Annotated in this window: 16 protein-coding genes; 6 read left to right on the top strand and 10 right to left on the bottom strand. The window is 61.8% G+C overall.

Annotation, left to right across the window (positions count from 1 at the left end; translation table 11 throughout):
• The first annotated feature begins 188 nt into the window (after positions 1 to 188).
• The gene (locus EFB14_RS03395) at positions 189 to 1,247 is read left to right on the top strand and encodes a 3-deoxy-7-phosphoheptulonate synthase (protein WP_126822721.1); all 1,059 of its coding nucleotides are present in this window, start codon (positions 189 to 191) and stop codon (positions 1,245 to 1,247) included.
• Here EFB14_RS03395 and EFB14_RS03390 read toward each other — a convergent pair.
• Complete coding sequence (locus EFB14_RS03390) at positions 1,244 to 2,071, bottom strand: TolB family protein (RefSeq protein WP_126822719.1); 828 nt, start codon at positions 2,069 to 2,071, stop codon at positions 1,244 to 1,246. The two genes, EFB14_RS03395 and EFB14_RS03390, sit on opposite strands and share 4 nt — an antisense overlap.
• A gap of 79 nt (positions 2,072 to 2,150) precedes the next feature.
• On the bottom strand, positions 2,151 to 3,830 hold the full coding sequence (locus tag EFB14_RS03385) for an NAD+ synthase (RefSeq protein ID WP_126822717.1): 1,680 nt from the start codon (positions 3,828 to 3,830) through the stop codon (positions 2,151 to 2,153).
• Between the two features lie 191 nt (positions 3,831 to 4,021).
• Between EFB14_RS03385 and EFB14_RS03380 the strand changes: the two genes are divergently transcribed.
• Positions 4,022 to 4,552 carry a DUF1003 domain-containing protein gene (locus EFB14_RS03380; RefSeq protein ID WP_126822715.1) on the top strand — a complete coding sequence of 177 codons (531 nt, stop codon included), beginning with the start codon at positions 4,022 to 4,024 and terminating at the stop codon, positions 4,550 to 4,552.
• A gap of 22 nt (positions 4,553 to 4,574) precedes the next feature.
• Here the strand turns inward: EFB14_RS03380 and EFB14_RS03375 are convergent, their stop codons facing one another.
• Entirely contained in the window at positions 4,575 to 5,222 is a 648-nt protein-coding gene (locus EFB14_RS03375) for a VOC family protein (protein WP_126822713.1), read from the bottom strand.
• Between the two features lie 105 nt (positions 5,223 to 5,327).
• Positions 5,328 to 5,726, bottom strand: coding sequence for a GFA family protein (locus EFB14_RS03370; RefSeq protein WP_126822711.1), 399 nt, complete (start codon positions 5,724 to 5,726; stop codon positions 5,328 to 5,330).
• 556 nt (positions 5,727 to 6,282) lie between these two features.
• On the opposite strand from EFB14_RS03370, the gene EFB14_RS03365 reads away from it, so the two are divergent.
• A complete protein-coding gene (locus EFB14_RS03365) occupies positions 6,283 to 8,121 on the top strand; it encodes an ABC transporter ATP-binding protein (protein WP_126822709.1) in 1,839 nt (612 codons plus the stop codon).
• 91 nt (positions 8,122 to 8,212) lie between these two features.
• Here EFB14_RS03365 and EFB14_RS03360 read toward each other — a convergent pair whose 3' ends face one another.
• Complete coding sequence (locus EFB14_RS03360) at positions 8,213 to 9,586, bottom strand: class II 3-deoxy-7-phosphoheptulonate synthase (RefSeq protein ID WP_126822707.1); 1,374 nt, start codon at positions 9,584 to 9,586, stop codon at positions 8,213 to 8,215.
• Between the two features lie 223 nt (positions 9,587 to 9,809).
• Here EFB14_RS03360 and EFB14_RS03350 point away from each other — a divergent pair, with 223 nt between their 5' ends.
• Positions 9,810 to 11,099, top strand: a complete 1,290-nt coding sequence (locus EFB14_RS03350; RefSeq protein ID WP_125845817.1) for a VWA domain-containing protein — start codon at positions 9,810 to 9,812, stop codon at positions 11,097 to 11,099.
• Positions 11,100 to 11,109: 10 nt separating this feature from the next.
• Here EFB14_RS03350 and gor read toward each other — a convergent pair whose 3' ends face one another.
• Entirely contained in the window at positions 11,110 to 12,495 is a 1,386-nt protein-coding gene (gor, locus tag EFB14_RS03345) for a glutathione-disulfide reductase (RefSeq protein ID WP_126823530.1), read from the bottom strand.
• 177 nt (positions 12,496 to 12,672) lie between these two features.
• Between gor and EFB14_RS03340 the strand changes: the two genes are divergently transcribed.
• A complete protein-coding gene (locus EFB14_RS03340) occupies positions 12,673 to 12,891 on the top strand; it encodes a hypothetical protein (RefSeq protein ID WP_126822705.1) in 219 nt (72 codons plus the stop codon).
• Positions 12,892 to 12,915: 24 nt separating this feature from the next.
• Here EFB14_RS03340 and EFB14_RS03335 read toward each other — a convergent pair whose 3' ends face one another.
• The 3 genes from EFB14_RS03335 to rpiA all read right to left on the bottom strand — a co-directional run bounded on the left by EFB14_RS03335 (position 12,916) and on the right by rpiA (position 14,574).
• Positions 12,916 to 13,200: an acylphosphatase gene (locus EFB14_RS03335; RefSeq protein WP_126822703.1), complete on the bottom strand. Its 285-nt coding sequence runs from the start codon at positions 13,198 to 13,200 to the stop codon at positions 12,916 to 12,918.
• 96 nt (positions 13,201 to 13,296) lie between these two features.
• A complete protein-coding gene (locus tag EFB14_RS03330; protein ID WP_126822700.1) occupies positions 13,297 to 13,860 on the bottom strand; it encodes a DUF2059 domain-containing protein in 564 nt (187 codons plus the stop codon).
• Between the two features lie 15 nt (positions 13,861 to 13,875).
• Positions 13,876 to 14,574, bottom strand: a complete 699-nt coding sequence (gene rpiA / locus EFB14_RS03325; protein ID WP_126822698.1) for a ribose-5-phosphate isomerase RpiA — start codon at positions 14,572 to 14,574, stop codon at positions 13,876 to 13,878.
• A gap of 248 nt (positions 14,575 to 14,822) precedes the next feature.
• Between rpiA and EFB14_RS03320 the strand changes: the two genes are divergently transcribed.
• A complete protein-coding gene (locus tag EFB14_RS03320) occupies positions 14,823 to 15,527 on the top strand; it encodes an HAD family hydrolase (protein ID WP_126822696.1) in 705 nt (234 codons plus the stop codon).
• A gap of 367 nt (positions 15,528 to 15,894) precedes the next feature.
• Here EFB14_RS03320 and EFB14_RS03315 read toward each other — a convergent pair whose 3' ends face one another.
• Entirely contained in the window at positions 15,895 to 17,802 is a 1,908-nt protein-coding gene (locus tag EFB14_RS03315; protein WP_126822694.1) for a L,D-transpeptidase family protein, read from the bottom strand.
• Between the last annotated feature and the right edge of the window lie 42 nt (positions 17,803 to 17,844).

Below are 17,844 nucleotides of genomic sequence, written 5' to 3'. Positions count from 1 at the left end.
TGGCAGTGACACTACATACGCACCATGTCGATCACTTCTATCTACGCCTCGCGATTTTATTGGTACCGCTCCTCACAGCGGACGCGGGTCCATGCGTAACTGAATTCGACGCGACGACAACCCGAACAGCCGCTAGTCTACCTGGCGGCTTTTTTTTCCGCACGGTATGACCAAACAGGAGCATACCCGTGTCCGATACCATTGATGATCTGCGTATCCTCGAGATCACCCCGCTGACCAAGCCTGCCGATATCATCGCGGAAATTCCCCGCAATGCCGATGTCAGCAAGACCGTGACCAGCAACCGCGATGCGATCCATCAAATTCTCCGGGGCGAAGACGATCGCCTGATCGTCGTCATCGGCCCCTGCTCCATCCACGATCCTGTCGCGGCCAGGGACTATGCCGCACGGCTCGCGGAGCAGCGGCAGCGTTTCGCCGGCGATCTCGAGATCGTCATGCGCGTCTATTTCGAAAAGCCCCGCACCACCGTCGGCTGGAAGGGCCTGATGAACGATCCACATCTCGACGGCAGCTACCGCATCGAGGAAGGCTTGCGCATCGCCCGGCGCCTGCTGCTCGACATCAATGCGATGGGCCTTCCCGCCGGCGTCGAATTCCTCGACACGATCACGCCGCAATACATCGCCGACCTCGTCAGCTGGGGCGCGATCGGCGCGCGCACAACCGAGAGCCAGATCCACCGGCAACTCGCCTCCGGCCTCTCCTGCCCGATCGGCTTCAAGAACGGCACCGATGGCGGCGTGCGCGTGGCGCTGGACGCGATCCTTGCCGCCTCGCAGCCGCACCACTTCCCGGCGGTGACGAAGGACGGACAGGCGGCCATCGCCTCGACGACGGGCAATGAGGACTGCCACATCATCCTGCGCGGCGGCAAGCGGCCGAACTATGAGGCAGCCGACGTCGAGGCGGTCACGAGCGACGCCGTCAAGCTCGCTGTGGCCCCACGCATCCTCATCGATGCCAGCCATGCCAACAGCGGCAAGGACCCGATGAACCAACCGATCGTCGTCAAGTCAGTCGCCGCACAGATCGCCGCCGGAAACAGCGACATCAAGGGCATGATGATCGAAAGCAACCTCGTCGCCGGCCGCCAGGATCTCGTTCCCGGCAAGCCGCTCGTCTACGGCCAGTCCATCACCGACGGCTGCATCGACTGGGACATGTCGGTTGCTGTGCTGGAAGACTTGGCGAAATCCGCTCGCGAGCGGCGGCGGACGCGCTAAGCCGCGGGAAAATACCTGATATAGGCAAACTCATCACCATCTGGTGACCAGCAGGGCACGTTGATCGTGCCCTGCCCGCCGAAAAGCTCGAACACTGTTTTCAGATTGCCGCCGTCCATGTCCATCAGCCGCAGCCGCACATCGAGGTCGCGCGGATGGTCGAAAACCGATGGGTCGTAGGACAGGATCAGCACTTTGTCGTTATTCGGCGACGGATGGGCGAACCAGTTGCCGTGATTGTCCGAAGTCACCTGCTGGAGACCCGTGCCATCGGGATGGACGCGCCAGACCTGCATCAAACCGGTGCGGCTGGAATTGAAATAGATCCATTGCCCATCGGCGGAGTAGTCCGGGCCGTCATTGCGGCCTTCGCCATGCGTCAGCCGCGTCTCGACGCCGCCGTCGACGGAGATGGTGTAGATGTCGAAGAGGTCGTCGCGAATGCCGCAATAGGCAAGCTGGAGTCCGTCCGGCGACCAGCCATGCCAGTAGGACGGCAGGTTTTGAGTGATGAGCCTCGGCGTGCCGCCTTCGATCGGCAGGGTGTAGATCGCCGACTTGCCGAATTCGGTCTTGTCGGAGATGACGATCCTGGTGCCGTCAGGCGAAATGCCGTGGTCGTTATTGCAGTTGACGGCAAAGCCGGTATCGACCTTGACCACCTCTCCGCCATTAAGCGGTAGACGGTAAAGCAGCCCGTCTCCGTTCAACAAGAGGTAGGAACCATCGGGCGAGAAGTTCGGCGCCTCAACCAGACTGTCCGTCTGCCAGACTTCGCGAGCCCTGCCCGTCCTGACATTGTAGATCTCAACCGAGCTGCGCATGTTTCCTCCCGAAAATCCTAGAGCGCCGCGCGTCCTTTCAGACACGTAAAGGACGCTGTAGCACTTTGAACTGATGACCTTAGCGATCCCGGAACCGGTTGGTGATGGGGTAGCGCCGGTCGCGGCCGAAATTCTTCTTGGTGATCTTCACACCCGGCGCCGATTGCCGGCGCTTGTATTCGGCAAGATAGAGCAGGTGCTCGACCCGGTGGACGGTCGCGACATCATGGCCGCGCGCCACGATCTCCTCGACCGCCATCTCCTTTTCGACAAGGCATTCGAGGATATCGTCGAGAACGGGATAGGGCGGCAGCGAATCCTGGTCCTTCTGGTCGGGACGAAGCTCGGCGGACGGCGCCTTGTCGATGATATTCTGCGGGATCACCTCGCCTGATGGTCCGAGCGCATCCGGCGGCACGTTTTCGTTGCGCCAGCGCGAAAGCGCATAGACCTGCATCTTGTAGAGGTCCTTGATCGGATTGAAGCCGCCGTTCATGTCGCCGTAGAGCGTCGCGTAACCGACCGACATTTCCGACTTGTTGCCCGTCGTCACCACCATCGAGCCGAACTTGTTGGAGATCGCCATAAGGATGACGCCGCGCGCCCGGCTCTGCAGGTTCTCCTCGGTGATGCCGCTGTCCGTGTCCTCGAAAAGGCTGGAGAGCGCATTGCTGAAGCCCGTCACCGGCTGCTCGATCGGCACGATGTCGTAGCGGCAGCCGAGCGCTCTCGCGCAATCGGCGGCATCCTTCAGCGAATCCTCCGAGGTGTAGCGGTAGGGCAGCATGACGGTGCGCACCCGCTCCTCGCCGAGCGCATCGACAGCGATCGCCGCGCAGATCGCCGAGTCGATGCCGCCGGAAAGGCCGAGCACAACGGTCTTGAAGCCGTTCTTGTTGACGTAATCGCGGAAGCCGAGCAGGCAGGCGCGGTAGTCAGCCTCCTCGCGCTCGGGAATATGCGCCATCGGCCCTTCGGCGCAGTGCCAGCCGTTTTCACCGCGCTTCCACGTCGTCACCGCAAGCGCGGTTTCGAACTGGCTCATCTGGAACGCGAGCGTCTTGTCGGCATTGAAGGCGAAGCTCGCGCCGTCGAAGACCAGTTCGTCCTGGCCGCCGAGCTGGGCGGCATAGATCAGCGGCAGGCCTGTTTCGATCACCTGCTTCAGCACCACCTGATGCCGGATATCGACCTTGCCGCGATAATAGGGCGAACCGTTCGGCGAGAGCAGGATTTCGGCCCCGCTTTCAGCAAGCGTCTCGCAGACGCCGAGATCGCCCCAGATATCCTCGCAGATCGGAATACCGATGCGCACGCCGCGGAAATTCACCGGCCCCGGCATGGCACCCTGGTCGAAGACGCGCTTCTCGTCGAACTCGCCGTAGTTCGGCAGGTCGATCTTGTCGCGCACCGCGATCACCTTGCCGCCGTCGAGCACGGCGACGGAATTGTAGCGCCCGGTCTCGTCCTGCCGGGGAAAGCCGATGATGACACCCGGCCCGCCATCGGCGGTGTCGGCGGCCAGGCTCTCGACCGCCTTCCAGCAGGAGCGGATGAAGGCGGGCTTCAGCACCAGATCTTCAGGCGGGTAACCGGAGATGAAAAGCTCGGTCAGGACAAGCAGATGCGCGCCCTCCCGGGCAGCATCAGCGCGCGCCTCGCGCGCCTTGGCAAGATTGCCGGCAACATCGCCGACCGTTGGGTTAAGCTGGCCGACCGCGATGCGGAAGATATCAGAAAGGGCGTTTTCCTGTGTCATGTCATTTATTTAGCCTGCACCTTCCGCGACCGCAACACGTTCGCGCCGAATGCGGCGTCCGGCAGTGACGAAATTTTTATGAACGAATCGCCGATAGCCCCCGCGGCGCCGATACGCATTGCAATTTACCTCCGGAGCGGAATACTGGCGCCGAAAGCGACCGCATCGATAACGGATATCGGAAACAGGCCATGTCTAATCTTTCGAATTTCATGCACCATCATTTCGACAAGCCGGCCGATGAACTCGGCGACATCGAAAAGCGCGTGCTGGCGAAAGCGCACGCGCGCAAGGTCATCTCGACCGACGTCAACGCCGCCTTCTCAGCCGATGCCTCCTTCGGCGAGCGCATCGCTGACAGCATCGCCCGCATCGGCGGCTCCTGGTCTTTCATCATCGCCTTCTTCGTCTTCCTGGTCGCCTGGACTGTCATCAACACCATCATTCTGGTGAGCGGCGCCTTCGACCCCTATCCCTTCGTCTTCCTGAACCTGATCCTGTCGATGCTCGCCGCCATCCAGGCGCCGATCATCATGATGTCGCAGAACCGCCAGGCCGAGCGCGACCGCTTCGAAGCCGCCAAGGATTACGAGGTCAATCTCAAGGCCGAGCTCGAAGTGCTCTCCCTGCACCAGAAGATCGACATGCACGTACTGACCGAACTGACGGGGCTGCGCGAGGACGTCGCCCGTCTCACCGCCGAACTTTCCGCCAGAAGCTGAGGCAGCGCTTATTGCGCGACGATCAGCCCCCTGGGCCGGCAAACAGGATGAGATTTCCGTCCGGATCCATCACGATGAAGTTTCTGGCGCCCCACGGCTCCTTCCTGAGGGTCTGATGGAAGGACACCCCTGCGGCCTGGAAATCCAGGAAGAGGCGCTTGATCTCGGCTGATGTATCGACGGTGATCGAGGCTGAAAGCAGGTGTTCCCGTTGCCTGATATCGCCCACGAACACGGGCTCGCATACCAGCCTCAGAGCGAGCTGAGCATTGTCGCGGATGACCTGCCCGTAAAACGGCGGGTCGCCATAGACGAAATCGACCCTGAAGCCGAGCTTGCCGGTGAAGAATTCGCACGACGCCTTGATATCGGTGACGAACAACTGCGCGGATATCGAACTCAGGATGGCCTGTGGTGCGGGCTTGTTTTTCGGATCTGTCATGGCTGCGGCTCCTGTCTTGAGCGCCTGCCATCCCTCGAAACCCATTTGACGTGCGATCAGGTCCTGCGCGTCGCTGAGCTTGAAGCGCGCCTCCAGCACCTGCCTGTCATCGAGATGACGGAAGCGCGGCAACGCAGCTCTAATCTCGGCTGCAACGGGATAGTATCCTTCGCGGTGCCATCGCAAATACTGCTTGGCCTGCTTTTTGAGGTTTTCGAGATTCGGCATGGGCGCAACTGTTGATACAGTGTAGGCGGGCATTGCCCTTTCGACATTCGGCGAAGCGCCCTACGCAGCACGACAAACCTAGCCTCGGCGATCAACCTTTGTCAATCACGGGGGATTCCTGTCATATTGCGGCAGGCCATCTGATATCTCGTAGAAATCCCCCTTGTCGGCGCAGTAGATGTGATGGCTGAACGCCAGGCCGCTCGGTTCGTCGAAGGTTCCCGCCATGACAGAAATCTCCGCCGATTGGTCGCCCTGCCAGAACAACGCCGAGCCGCAATTGGAGCAGAAGCCGCGTTGCGCCTCTTCGCTCGACCGATACCAGCGGATGGCCCCATCGCCCTCGATCGAAAGCGCCGCGCGCGGCACGTTGACCGCGGCGTAATAGAACCCCGTCTGCCGACGGCATTGCGAGCAGTGGCAGCCGACGACAGGTCCGAGCTTTGCCGAAATTGAAAATCGCAAGGCGCCGCAAAGGCAGCCGCCTGTATGTCGTTCTGTCATGACCATACTCTCCTCGTTCAGGCAGAACGTTGCCGCCGATCGTCGCCGTGGTCAAATCCATTTCCCTCAACGAAACCATCAGGGATCTTGAAGAGAACAGGCCTGACGCCTGTCGCCCCGGTCGAAATGGGAACCATCCTTTCCCTTTACGTGTACCTCGCCTACCGGCATCGATAGTTACCAATAGTTGTAACGCTGCTCGGCGCCGTCGCCGATACACTCAGGGTTGACCAAGCCGCTCCACGAGCTGCTCTTCAACCTGCTGACACTGCTCGGCATCAGATCGGCGAAGCTGACGTGCGCGTCACCGATGTGCGCTGCCAGCAATCGGTGCTGGTGCAATAGGCCTGCCATCGCCGGTGTAACGCCCCGCGATTGCAACCACAGTCTGTTGCCTGACGACAACACCTGCCGACCTCGTCCCATTACCGCGTTGAATTAAACGCGGTTCTCGGCGATACTGACGGCTCAAATCCATCCGATCCTCGGGAGACTGACATGAGAGCGACCCTGTCCAAACAGAAAGGAAACATCCCCCACAAGGACATTCAGGTTCATGAACATTCCGTTCTCCCGCGCGAGGAAAAGCTCGCGACGCCATAAGCCTTTCCTGAACTTTTTCCGCGACCAGTCGAATGCCGCCGACCATGAGCGGCGCAGATTGCGTATACGAAAATTCCTCTCCTACTACCGCCCGCATCTGCCTTTGCTGCTGGCCGACCTGCTTTGTGCGATCCTCGTCGCCGGCACGGCGGTCGCCCTGCCGCTCTGCGCCAATATCGTCACGAGCCGGCTTCTGGCGCTATCTGATGCGCCGCAGGCCTTCGCACAGATCCTGGCGATGGGCGGCGTCATGCTGGCCGTCCTGGCGATCCAGATCGGCGCGATCTTCTTCGTCGACTATCGCGGCCATGTCATGGGCGCCCGCATCGAGGCGACGGTACGGCAGGAACTGTTCGAGCATTGCCAGAAGCTGTCCTTCAGCTTCTACGACCGGCAGCGTACCGGGCAGCTGATGAGCCGCATCACCAATGACTCCCTTTGGCTGGGTGAACTCTTTCACCATGGCCCTGAGGATCTTTCGATCGCGGTGCTGAAATTTGGCGGCGCCATGCTGGTGCTATTCTCAATCGATCCGCCGCTTGCCGGCCTCATTCTGCTGCTCACCCCCGTGGCCGTGGCCTATGCCCTTTATTTCAACCGGCGCATGAACCGCGCACTCGAAGCCAGCAAACGCCAGATCGCCGCCGTCAACGAGCGCGTCGAGGATGCCCTTGCGGGCATCCGCGTCGTCCAGTCCTTCGCCAACGAGGCGCTGGAAACGGAGTGTTTCGCCGAGCAGAACCATCGCTTCCTGCAAAGCCGCGCCGAAGGCTACCGTAGCGAGGCCTGGTTTTCGGTCGGCACCGAAACCTTCGCCCAACTCGTCACCATATTGGTGATCATCGTCGGGGCCTTGCGCATCCTGGCGGCGGAGCTGACCGTTCCCGACATGCTGACCTTCCTGCTCTGCGTCGGCGTGCTGATCGATCCGGTGCAGAGGCTCGCCAATTTCGTGCGGCTCTGGCAGGAGGGCTATACCGGCTTCGTTAGGGCCATGGAAATCCTGGAGATCGCGCCCGATATTACCGACCGGCCGGCCGCCCGTCCGATGCCGGCGCCAAGGGGCGAGATCCGTTTTTCCGACGTCGCCTTCGCTTATGAGGCCGATGGTCCGCGGGTGCTGCAGCGGCTTTCCCTCACCATTGCTCCCGGAGAGTTCGTCGCCCTGGTCGGGCCGTCCGGGGTCGGCAAGAGCACGCTCTGCGCGCTCATCCCGCGCTTCTACGATATCGACGCCGGCTCGATCCACATCGACGGCGCCGATATCCGCGATGTCACGCTTGCCTCGCTCCGGCGCCACGTCGGCGTGGTCCAGCAGGATGTCTATCTCTTTGCCGGCACCGTGGCGCAAAACCTGCGCTATGGCAGACCGGACGCCACCGATGCCGAGTTGGAATCGGCCGCCCGCGCCGCCAATGCGCATGACTTCATCATGGCTCTTCCCAATGGCTATGACACCGATATCGGCCAGCGCGGCGTCAAGCTCTCGGGCGGCCAACGCCAGCGCATCACCATCGCCCGCGCCTTCCTGAAAGATCCGGAGATCCTGATCTTCGACGAGGCGACGAGTGCGCTCGACAACGAGAGCGAACGGGCCGTACAGCAGGCGCTGCTGACCCTGGCGACCGGTCGAACCACCCTGGTCATCGCCCACCGTCTGTCGACCGTCCGCCATGCCGACCGCATCCTGGTCCTGACGGGCGACGGCATCGTCGAACAGGGCACGCATGACGACCTGATGGCGCAAGGCGGCGTCTACGCCAACCTGCACAGCGTTCAGGCGAGTATATGAGGGGTTGGATGCCGAAGCTGCTAATGACGTAAGGCCCATAAACAAAAAGCCCGGGCGAACCGGGCTTTTCATCATCTGTTTGGGCTCAGTCTCAGCCGTTGGCGACCATACGCTTTTCGTCGCGGCCGCCCTTCATGCGCTCGGCAAGCAGGAAGGCGAGCTCGAGCGCCTGGTCCGAGTTGAGACGCGGATCGCAATGGGTGTGGTAGCGGTCCTGCAGGTCTTCGGCGGTGACGGCGCGGGCGCCGCCGGTGCACTCGGTCACGTCCTTGCCGGTCATTTCGACATGGATGCCGCCGGGATGTGTGCCTTCGGCGCGATGGATCTGGAAGAAGCTTTCGACTTCCGACAGGATCCGCTCGAAGGGGCGGGTCTTGTAGTTGTTGAGTGTGATCGTGTTGCCGTGCATCGGGTCGCAGGACCAGACGACCTTGCGACCTTCGCGCTCGACGGCGCGGATGAGGCGCGGCAGGTTTTCGGCAACCTTCTCATGACCGAAGCGGCAGATCAGCGTCAGGCGCCCGGCTTCGTTGGCCGGGTTCAAGATATCGATCAGTTGAAGCAGATCGTCAGCCTGCAGCGACGGGCCGCATTTCAGGCCGATCGGGTTCTTGATGCCGCGGCAATATTCGACATGCGCATGGTCGGCCTGGCGCGTGCGGTCGCCGATCCAGATCATGTGGCCTGACGTGGCATACCAGTCGCCTGAGGTGGAATCGACGCGGGTCAGCGCCTCCTCGTAGCCGAGCAGCAGTGCCTCGTGGCTGGTGAAGAAATCGGTCTCGCGCAGGCTCGGATGGTTTTCCGAAGTGATCCCAATCGCCTTCATGAAATCCATGGTTTCGCTGATACGGTCCGCGAGCTTGCGGTAGCGCTCGCCCTGCGGGCTGTCCTTGACGAAGCCGAGCATCCACTGATGCACGTTTTCGAGGTTGGCGTAACCGCCCATCGCGAAGGCGCGCAGAAGGTTCAGCGTCGCGGCCGACTGGCGGTAGGCCATGGCCTGGCGTTCCGGGTTCGGAATGCGCGACTCCTCGGTGAACTCGATGCCGTTGATGATGTCGCCGCGATAGGCCGGCAGCGTTACGTCGCCCTGCTTCTCGACATTCGACGAACGCGGCTTGGCGAACTGGCCGGCGATGCGGCCAACCTTGACGACCGGCAGCTGCGCACCAAAAGTCAGCACCACGGCCATCTGGAGGAAGGCGCGGAAGAAGTCGCGGATATTGTCGGCGCCGTGTTCGGCGAAGCTCTCGGCGCAATCGCCGCCCTGCAACAGGAAGCCGTTGCCTTCGGCGACATTGGCGAGATGCTTCTTCAGGCGGCGCGCCTCGCCCGCAAAGACTAGCGGCGGATAGCTGGCAAGCGTGGCTTCCGTTGCCGCCAAAGCGGCTGCGTCCGGATATTCGGGAACCTGCAGGATCGGTTTCTGCCGCCAGCTGCTCGGGGTCCAATTCTCTGCCATCTCACTCACCTGTTCTCACATCCGTTCACCAGGATGCCCTATCTCGATATCCGGCGGCTTATAGACTTTTAGATCAAGCTTGCAAAGGCCAATCGCCCGAAGCTTCCGCCCCGGCGCCGGTGCCCGCCGTCTTGTCGTTAAACCGGCATATACCATTTCGATTTCCCCATATTTTATACTTTGAAGTTAGAAGCGGAAGGAGTTTCAACATCGGGGACATGCAATGGCGATCCTTCCGCCCGGCTTTATATCGGACCGCTCGGGCAATTTCGGCATCATGACGGCGCTGCTGCTGGTGCCGCTTGTTGGCGCGGCGGGCATGGCGGTGGATTTCGCCCATGCGCTGAGCCTGAGGACGCAGCTCTACGCCGCCGCTGACGCTGCCGCCGTCGGTTCGATCTCCGAAAAATCCGGCGCGGTCGCTGCCGCGATGAGCATGACTGGCGATGGCACGATCTCGCTCGGCAAGGCCGATGCCCGCAGCATCTTCATGTCCCAGATCTCGGGAGAGCTGTCCGATGTTCCGGTCGATCTCGGCATCGACGTCACCAAGGCCGCCAACAAGCTGAATTCGCAGGTTTCCTTCACCGCGACCGTGCCGACCACCTTCATGCGCGTTCTCGGCCGGGATTCGATCTCCATCTCCGGCACGGCGACGGCCGAATACCAGACCGCCTCCTTCATGGATTTCTACATCCTGCTCGACAACACACCCTCCATGGGCGTCGGCGCCACCGCGACAGACGTCTCGACGATGGAAAAAAACACCAGCGACAGCTGTGCATTTGCCTGCCATGAAACCCAGAACAACAACAATTATTACAATCTTGCCAAGAAACTCGGCGTCAGTATGCGCATCGACGTCGTGCGCCAGGCGACTAAGGAACTGACGCAGACAGCCAAGACAACACGCGCCTCCGACAACCAATTTCGCATGGGCGTCTATACCTTCGGCACCAAGGCCGAGGATGCCAAGCTGACCACCATCTCCGACCCGACCACCGACCTCGACAAGGTGCGCAGCTATACCGATGCCGTCGATCTGATGACCATTCCGTATCAGGGCTACAATAACGATCAGCAGACGAGTTTCGACAGCGCGCTGACGCAGATGAAAACCATCATCACCACCCCCGGCGACGGCAGCACGTCCGCGACTCCGCAGAAGATCCTGTTTTTCGTTTCGGACGGCGTCGGCGATAGCGAGAAGCCGAAGGGCTGCACCAAGAAACTCACCGGCAACCGCTGCCAGGAGCCGATCGATACCTCTTTCTGCCAGCCGCTGAAGGACAAGGGCATCAGGGTCGCAGTGCTCTACACCACCTATCTGCCGCTGCCGAAGAACAGCTGGTACAATACCTGGATCAAACCCTTCCAGAGCGAGATCCCGACGAAGATGCAGGCATGCGCCTCGCCCGGCCTCTACTTCGAGGTGACGCCGACCGACGGCATTGCCGAGGCGATGAAGGCGCTTTTCCTCAAGGTCATCCGCTCGCCGCGCATCACCAGCTGAAGAATATCACTCAGATACGCTTGCCGTCGCGGATGCGATAGCTCGGCGCATACATGGTGACGAGCTCTTCGGCTGCTGTCGGGTGCAACGCCATCGTCCGGTCGAAATCGTCCTTGGTGCAGCCGGCCTTCAGCGTGATGCCGAGCAGCTGCGCCATCTCGCCGGCATCATGGCCGAGGATATGGGCGCCGACCACCTTGCGGCTAGCAGCATCGACGATCAGCTTCATGATCATCCGTTCGGACCGGCCCGAAAGGGTCGCTTTCAGCGGCCGGAACTGAGCACGGTAGACTTCGAGCTCACCGTAGCGCCTGCCCGCCTCTTCTTCCGAGAGACCGACGGTGCCGATCTCCGGCTGCGAGAAGACGGCGGTCGGGATCAGCTCGTAATCCGGCCGGGTTGGGTTGTTCTTATACTCGGTCTCGATGAAGCACATCGCCTCGTGGATCGCCACCGGCGTCAGCTGTACCCGGTTGGTGACATCGCCGAGCGCGTAGATATTTTCCACATTGGTGCGGGAATAATCGTCGACGATGATCGCGCCACGCTCGTCGACGGCGACGCCCGCCGTCTCGAGGCCGAGGCCCTCGGTGTTCGGATCGCGCCCGAGCGCCAGCATCACGACGCCGGCATGGAGCGCTCCGCTCTTCAGCGTCTCCACGACAAGCCCGTCTTCGCCCTTCGAGACCTTCTGGAGCGTGTCGTGGCAGAGAATGCGGATGCCCTTGGCGACCATCGCCTCATGCAGCCCGCGCCGGAGGTCCTCGTCGAAGCGCGACAGGATTTCGGCGCCGCGATAGATCAGCGTCGTCTCGACGCCGAGGCCGTGGAAGATGTTGGCGAATTCGACGGCGATATAGCCGCCGCCCGCAATCACGATCGATTTTGGCAGTTCTTCGAGATGAAAGGCTTCGTTGGAGGAGATGCAAAGCTCGTGACCGCGAAGTGCGGCATGCGGGTTCGGCCGTCCGCCGGTAGCGATCACGATCGTCTTTGCCGTCACCGTCTGTCCTGTTTTCACCAAGCGCACCGTATGGGCATCGACGAGCTCGGCGCGCGTTTCCAGGATTTCGGCATTGGCGCCGGCGAGCCCCTTCTTGTAGAGGCCTTCCAGCCGGGCAATCTCGATATCCTTAGCCGCCACCAGCTTTTTCCAGTCGAAGCTGCTTTCGCCGACCGTCCAGCCGAAGCCCGCGGCATCCTCGAAATGCTCATGGAACTGCGAGGCGTAGACGAAGAGCTTCTTCGGCACGCAGCCGCGGATGACGCATGTTCCGCCATAGCGATATTCCTCGGCGATCGCCACCTTCTTGCCGAGCGAGGCAGCGACGCGCGCGCCGCGCACCCCCCCGGAACCGCCGCCAATGACGAAGAGGTCGTAATCATAGGAAGACATCATGAGCTCCGGAAGGGAATCGCAGGAAGGACGCTCCTGATATAGGAGCGATCGTCATGAAAACAAAAGCCCGCTCCCGCATCATGCCGTTCTCTTTTGCCGAATCTTCATTGACGGTTGACCTGGCCGACTGAGACTGGCAGGCAATCCGCGGGATAAAAGATGCCGGAGCAAAAGATGGATCACACTCTCTTCGCCAACCTGTGCAAGGCCGGCAAGTTCAAGGAAGCGCTCAATCTCGCCATCCAGGGCCATGAGGACGAGAAATTCACGCCGAGCCGCTTTGCGATGGACAAGAAAACAGGACTGCCGATCTTCTACCGCGGCAACAAGCGCGTGGAGCCCGATGAGACGGGCGTGTGGCAGCTGGCAAAAAGCTCGAAAGACTGGGGCTGAGCATCCGGCGCATCGGCGCGGCCATCAGCCGGTGATACGAAAATCCGTGGGCACCTTCTCAAGCAGGGTCGTTTCCGTCGCGACGCGTGAAACCGAGGCACCCGCAGGCCCGCGTTTCAAACGCTCGACCATCGTCGAGATCGCGTTATCGGACCCGGCGATCAAAGCGGCGACAGACCCGTCGTCCTGGTTGCGAACCCAGCCCGTTAACCCGAGCCGCATCGCCTCATTGCGCGTCCAGACGCGAAAACCGACGCCCTGGACCCTGCCTGATATCAGGACTTGCACAGCCTCGTAACGATCAGACATGTATGCCTCATCCAAAATCTCGTCGCCGGCTTTTGCTGCATCATAGCAAAAAAGCCCGGACAATGCCGGGCTTTCGCGAAATTTGACGGGCAGGCCTTACTGCTGGGCGGTCGGGGCCGGAGCCGGAGCAGCGGGGGTCTCGGGTGCAGCCGGCGGCGCCTTGATGACCTTGGAAAGGATGGCGTTGCTCTGCTTTTCCAGATCGCGGGAGATGCCCTGCGCCCAGATGTCGGCAGCCTTCGCCGTCTCGCGTGAGGCAACCGGGCCGTCGCGCAGCAGCTTCTTGCCGATGTCGGAGCTGTAGAAGGCAGCGATCGCCTTCAGTTCGTCGACCGTGAAGGTCTTGGCATAGGTGAGTGCTGCTTCCTTCTCCAGATCGCCGCGGCGCGGCGCCAGCGCCAGCGCCTGCGAGTCGACCGTCGAGGAGATAATGTCCTGGTAGTTCGGCGAATCCTGGATCAGGCCGGCCTTCAGGCGCTCGGCCAGGCCGGGCAGGATGTTGTCGAACTGGGCCGTAGCGCCGATGGCGTCGATCGCCGCGCGAGAAGCCTTCAGCTGCTCCTCAGAAACTTCCTGCGCCTTGACGGCGGAGCCGAAGGCAAGCCCGGAAAGGACGATGGTCGCAGCGGCGAAACGGCCAAGACCTGCAATGTTCATCATGAGTGTATGCTCCTGTTATCTGTTTGCCTGCAGCGTGCGCGCACCCGCAGGACCGGCAATGATCGCAAGTGCCGCCATATTGATAAAGAGCCCGTGTTCGACGACGCCGGGTATGGAATTCAGCTCGCTCGAAAGCGCCTCTGCATCAGGAATGCGGCCAAAAGATGCATCGATGATGTGATGGCCGCCATCCGTGGTAAAGTCTCCGTCACCGGACTGGCGCAGACGAAGTTCGCCTGAAAGGCCGAGCCGGCCCGCAACCTTTTCGATCGCGATCCGCGTCGAGACGAGACCGAACGGATTGACCTCGATCGGCAGCGCAAAGGCGCCGAGCGTATCGACCAGCTTGCTCTCGTCGGCGATGACGATCATCCGCTCGGAGGCGGCAGCGACGATCTTTTCGCGCAACAGCGCGCCGCCGCCGCCCTTGATGAGCCGGAGAGCCGCATCGACCTCGTCGGCGCCGTCGATCGTCAGATCGAGCGCCGGCAGTTCGTCGAGCGATTTCAACGGCACGCCGAGTTCGACGCAGAGCCGCGCCGTCCTTTCGGACGTCGGAACACCCTCGACCTTCAAGCCGCCGGCCACCTTCTCCGCCAGCAGCCGGACGAATTCTTCCGCCGTGCTTCCGGTACCGATCCCAAGACGCATGCCGCTTTCGACATGGGCGAGTGCAGCCTCGGCGGCCTTGATCTTCATTTCGCGGGCATCCATGCGCCGCCAGCTCCTGATATTGCGTTGGATGTGCTGTTTACACGGCTCGCCTGGCAAACGAAAGTCAAAATCATCACGCAAAATGAAAAGCCGAAACAAATGCCTGCGGCCTCCCCTGCCATCGCGGGGCGTTGCTTTCCGCAACGCGATCGCCTACCTCAGGAACGACGCAGCCGCTCCCGGGACGACGCAGTCGTTCTCCTGGACGTCGCCCGCCAAGAGGACCCATCGCTCAAAGAGGCAAGCCCTTGATCCCTGCCCCCGCTCCGCTCGTCGTCTTCGATCTCGACGGCACCCTTCTTGATACGCATGCCGACCTGGTCGAAAGCCTGAACCATACGATCGCGATACTCGGCCTCGAACCGGTCAGCTATGACGACTTGACCCATCTCGTTGGCCAGGGCGCACGCGTGATGATCGAGCGCGCCTGCCGGCTGCGCGGCCATCCGCTCGAAAGCGAGGCCATGCCGGCGCTGGTCGAGCGCTTCGTCGCCCATTATGCTGCCGGCATGCCCGGCCACACCCAGCCCTATCCCGGCCTGGTCGCCGCGATGGACCGGCTGAAATCAGCGGGCTACCGGCTTGCCGTCTGCACCAACAAGATGGAGAAGCTGGCGCTCGGCCTCCTCGAAAAACTTGATCTCACCGGCTATTTCGACGCTGTCACCGGCGGCGATACCTTCGAATACCGCAAGCCCGACGCCCGCCACCTCACCGGCACGATCACCCGCGCCGGCGGCGATATTTCTCACACCGTGATGATCGGCGACAGCGTCAACGACATCGCCGTGGCGGGAAACGCTGCCGTGCCATCGATTGCCGTGCCCTTCGGTTATTCGGATGTGCCGGTGAGCACGCTCGCTCCGGACCATATCATCACGCATTTCGATGAGCTGACGCCGGAGCTGGTGGAGACGCTGATGCGCGATTATGCGGCTAAGGTTGCGGTCTGAGGCTGTCTGCTCGACTTCTCTGCCCTCACCAAGTCAGTTCAGTCCGGGGTCGGCATTGTCTGGTTTCTACGCCGTGAATGGCTCCTTCGCCCGCCCCGCCCTCCGTCATGCTCGGGCTTGACCCGAGCATCCACACGGCACTCACAAGTTGTCGTGGCATGGATTCTCGGGTCAAGGCCGAGGATGACGGAATGTGGGGTTAGCGCCTCAGCCAGACTTTCTGCCAGTGGCCCGAAATAGCGCACCGGCTTCCGGAAGATGGGCCGGAAGGTCACACCCTCTCTCCACTTTTTTCCGTGCTCGCCACCCCAAAAACAAAACGGGCGGCCCGAAGACCGCCCGCCCCGCACAATCATAAAAACCTAAATCAGATCTGCGCCCCACGCGCCTTGGTCGTCGCGTCGAAAGCCTTGTCGACGTAGGCGTCGCGGCCATAGACGTCGTCGAAATATTCCACCACGCCGTCCTTGTTCGGCCAGGCGGTGAAATAGGAGACGTAGACCGGGATCTTCTGCGGCACCTTTATGGCATGGTTCTGGCCGGTGGCGATCTGCTTGGCAACCTCGTCGACGGTCGTGCCGAGCACGGCCGCCGCCATGGCGCGCGGCTCGGAAAGGCGCACGCAGCCGTGGCTGAGCGCACGCATGTCACGCTTGAAGAAGCTCTTCGACGGCGTGTCGTGCATGTAGATCGCGTGGCTGTTCGGGAACAGGATCTTCAGTTCGCCGAGTGCATTGTCGCTGCTCGGCGGCTGGCGCACCGAGACGTTATCGGTCGAGCCGTACCAGTCGACGCTGGATGAGGCGACGGCATGGCCGTTGACTTCGACCTCGTAGCCGAGCTGATCGAGATAGTTCGGGTCCGAGCGCAGCTTCGGCAGCATCTCGTTGATGATGATCGACTGCGGCACACCCCAGAACGGGTTGAATTCCACGGTCTCGATCTCGTCGTCGAAGAAGAAGGTCTGGTTGTTCTTGCCGCCGACCACCACGCGCATCGACAGCTGTTCCTTGCCGTCATTGTGGTAGTAGGCCATGAAGGCCGGCTGGTTGATCATCACGTAACGGGAGCCCAGATCTTCCGGCAGCCAGCGCGCCTGCTCCATGGCGACGACGAGCTTGTCGATCTTCGAGGCGTTGGTATCGCCACCGATCATGGCGCGCACCGTCGCCTGGCCGATGACACCGTCGGACTTCAGGCCGCGCTCCTTCTGGAAATCCTCGACCAGCGAGACGATGTCGGGCGAATAGTCGCTGCTGCCGGCATAGGCGGAAAGCGTCGCCGCATGATCGGTCCGCAGCGTCTCGGAACCATGCTTCTGGAGCGCCTTCACGATATTGGCGACCTCCGGCGAGCTGTCGCCGGGCTTCAGCGACCGGTCGAGCGAAATGACGATTCGCTCGTCGCTGCCGCCGTCGGCGGCGCGAAGCTTGGCAAGCTCGGCCTTCAACGCCAGGAACTGCGGGCTGTCGGGCGAGCGGTTGGCAAGGTAGGCCCCGACGTCAGGGCTCATTCGAGCAAGCTTCAGCACCGGCGCCAGATTGACCGCCTTGCGCTGGAAGTCGTGATAGCCCGAAATCTTGTTCGGATCGATGCGGCCGCGCACCGTGTCCTGCACGAAGGCAAGCACCTTGGCCGAAAGATCGAGCTCGAACTGGGTCAACGCCCGGTCGCGGACGGCGGGATCGGGATTGGCCGGATCGATATTGGGCGCCTGCAGGGCGTAGTCGGCCGGATCGAGGCCGACTGAGGCCGCATCAGCAAGTGCGGCCAGTGCCGATTTGGCGCGCTCGTTGATCTGGCTGCCGTCGATCCAGACAAGCGGATTGCGGCTATCGCCGTAATAAGCCTCGAGCGCCTTGGCAACATCGGCATTGGCGCGAACCTTGGCCTGCGCCAGGAAGCGGCGCTGCACCGCAGGTTCGGCGCCGGCATCGCCGCTCGACGAAACATCGGCGACCGCGCCGGTGACAACGGGGTCGGCGAATTTACTGGTGTCGACGAACTGCAGCGTCTCGGTCTTGTAGGTGTAATAACGCGGACCGCTCACCTTCGGCAGCGGCGCCTCCGGGTCCAGCCCGCCGAGCGACCCGCCAGGGCCGCGCGGCACCGGCCGGCCGGGCGCCTGATCCATGAAGATGGTGCTCTGGGTCCGCTGCCTGTCGCCGCGCAGCATATCCATCAGCGTATAGGCATGCGCGGGCGCGGCACTCATCACTGCCAAGCCGCAGGAGAGTGCCATTGCGGATACCGCGCTTTTCAAAACGAACGTCATATATCTTCCAGTCCCGGTGTCATGCTGTGTTTGTCACGAGCG

Origin of the sequence: Rhizobium fabae (assembly GCF_003985135.1) — a bacterium.
GTDB classification, from domain to species: Bacteria; Pseudomonadota; Alphaproteobacteria; order Rhizobiales; family Rhizobiaceae; genus Rhizobium; species Rhizobium pisi.
The sequence above is the reverse complement of the archived record's forward strand: the minus strand, read 5'-3'. Positions and strand labels throughout refer to the sequence as shown.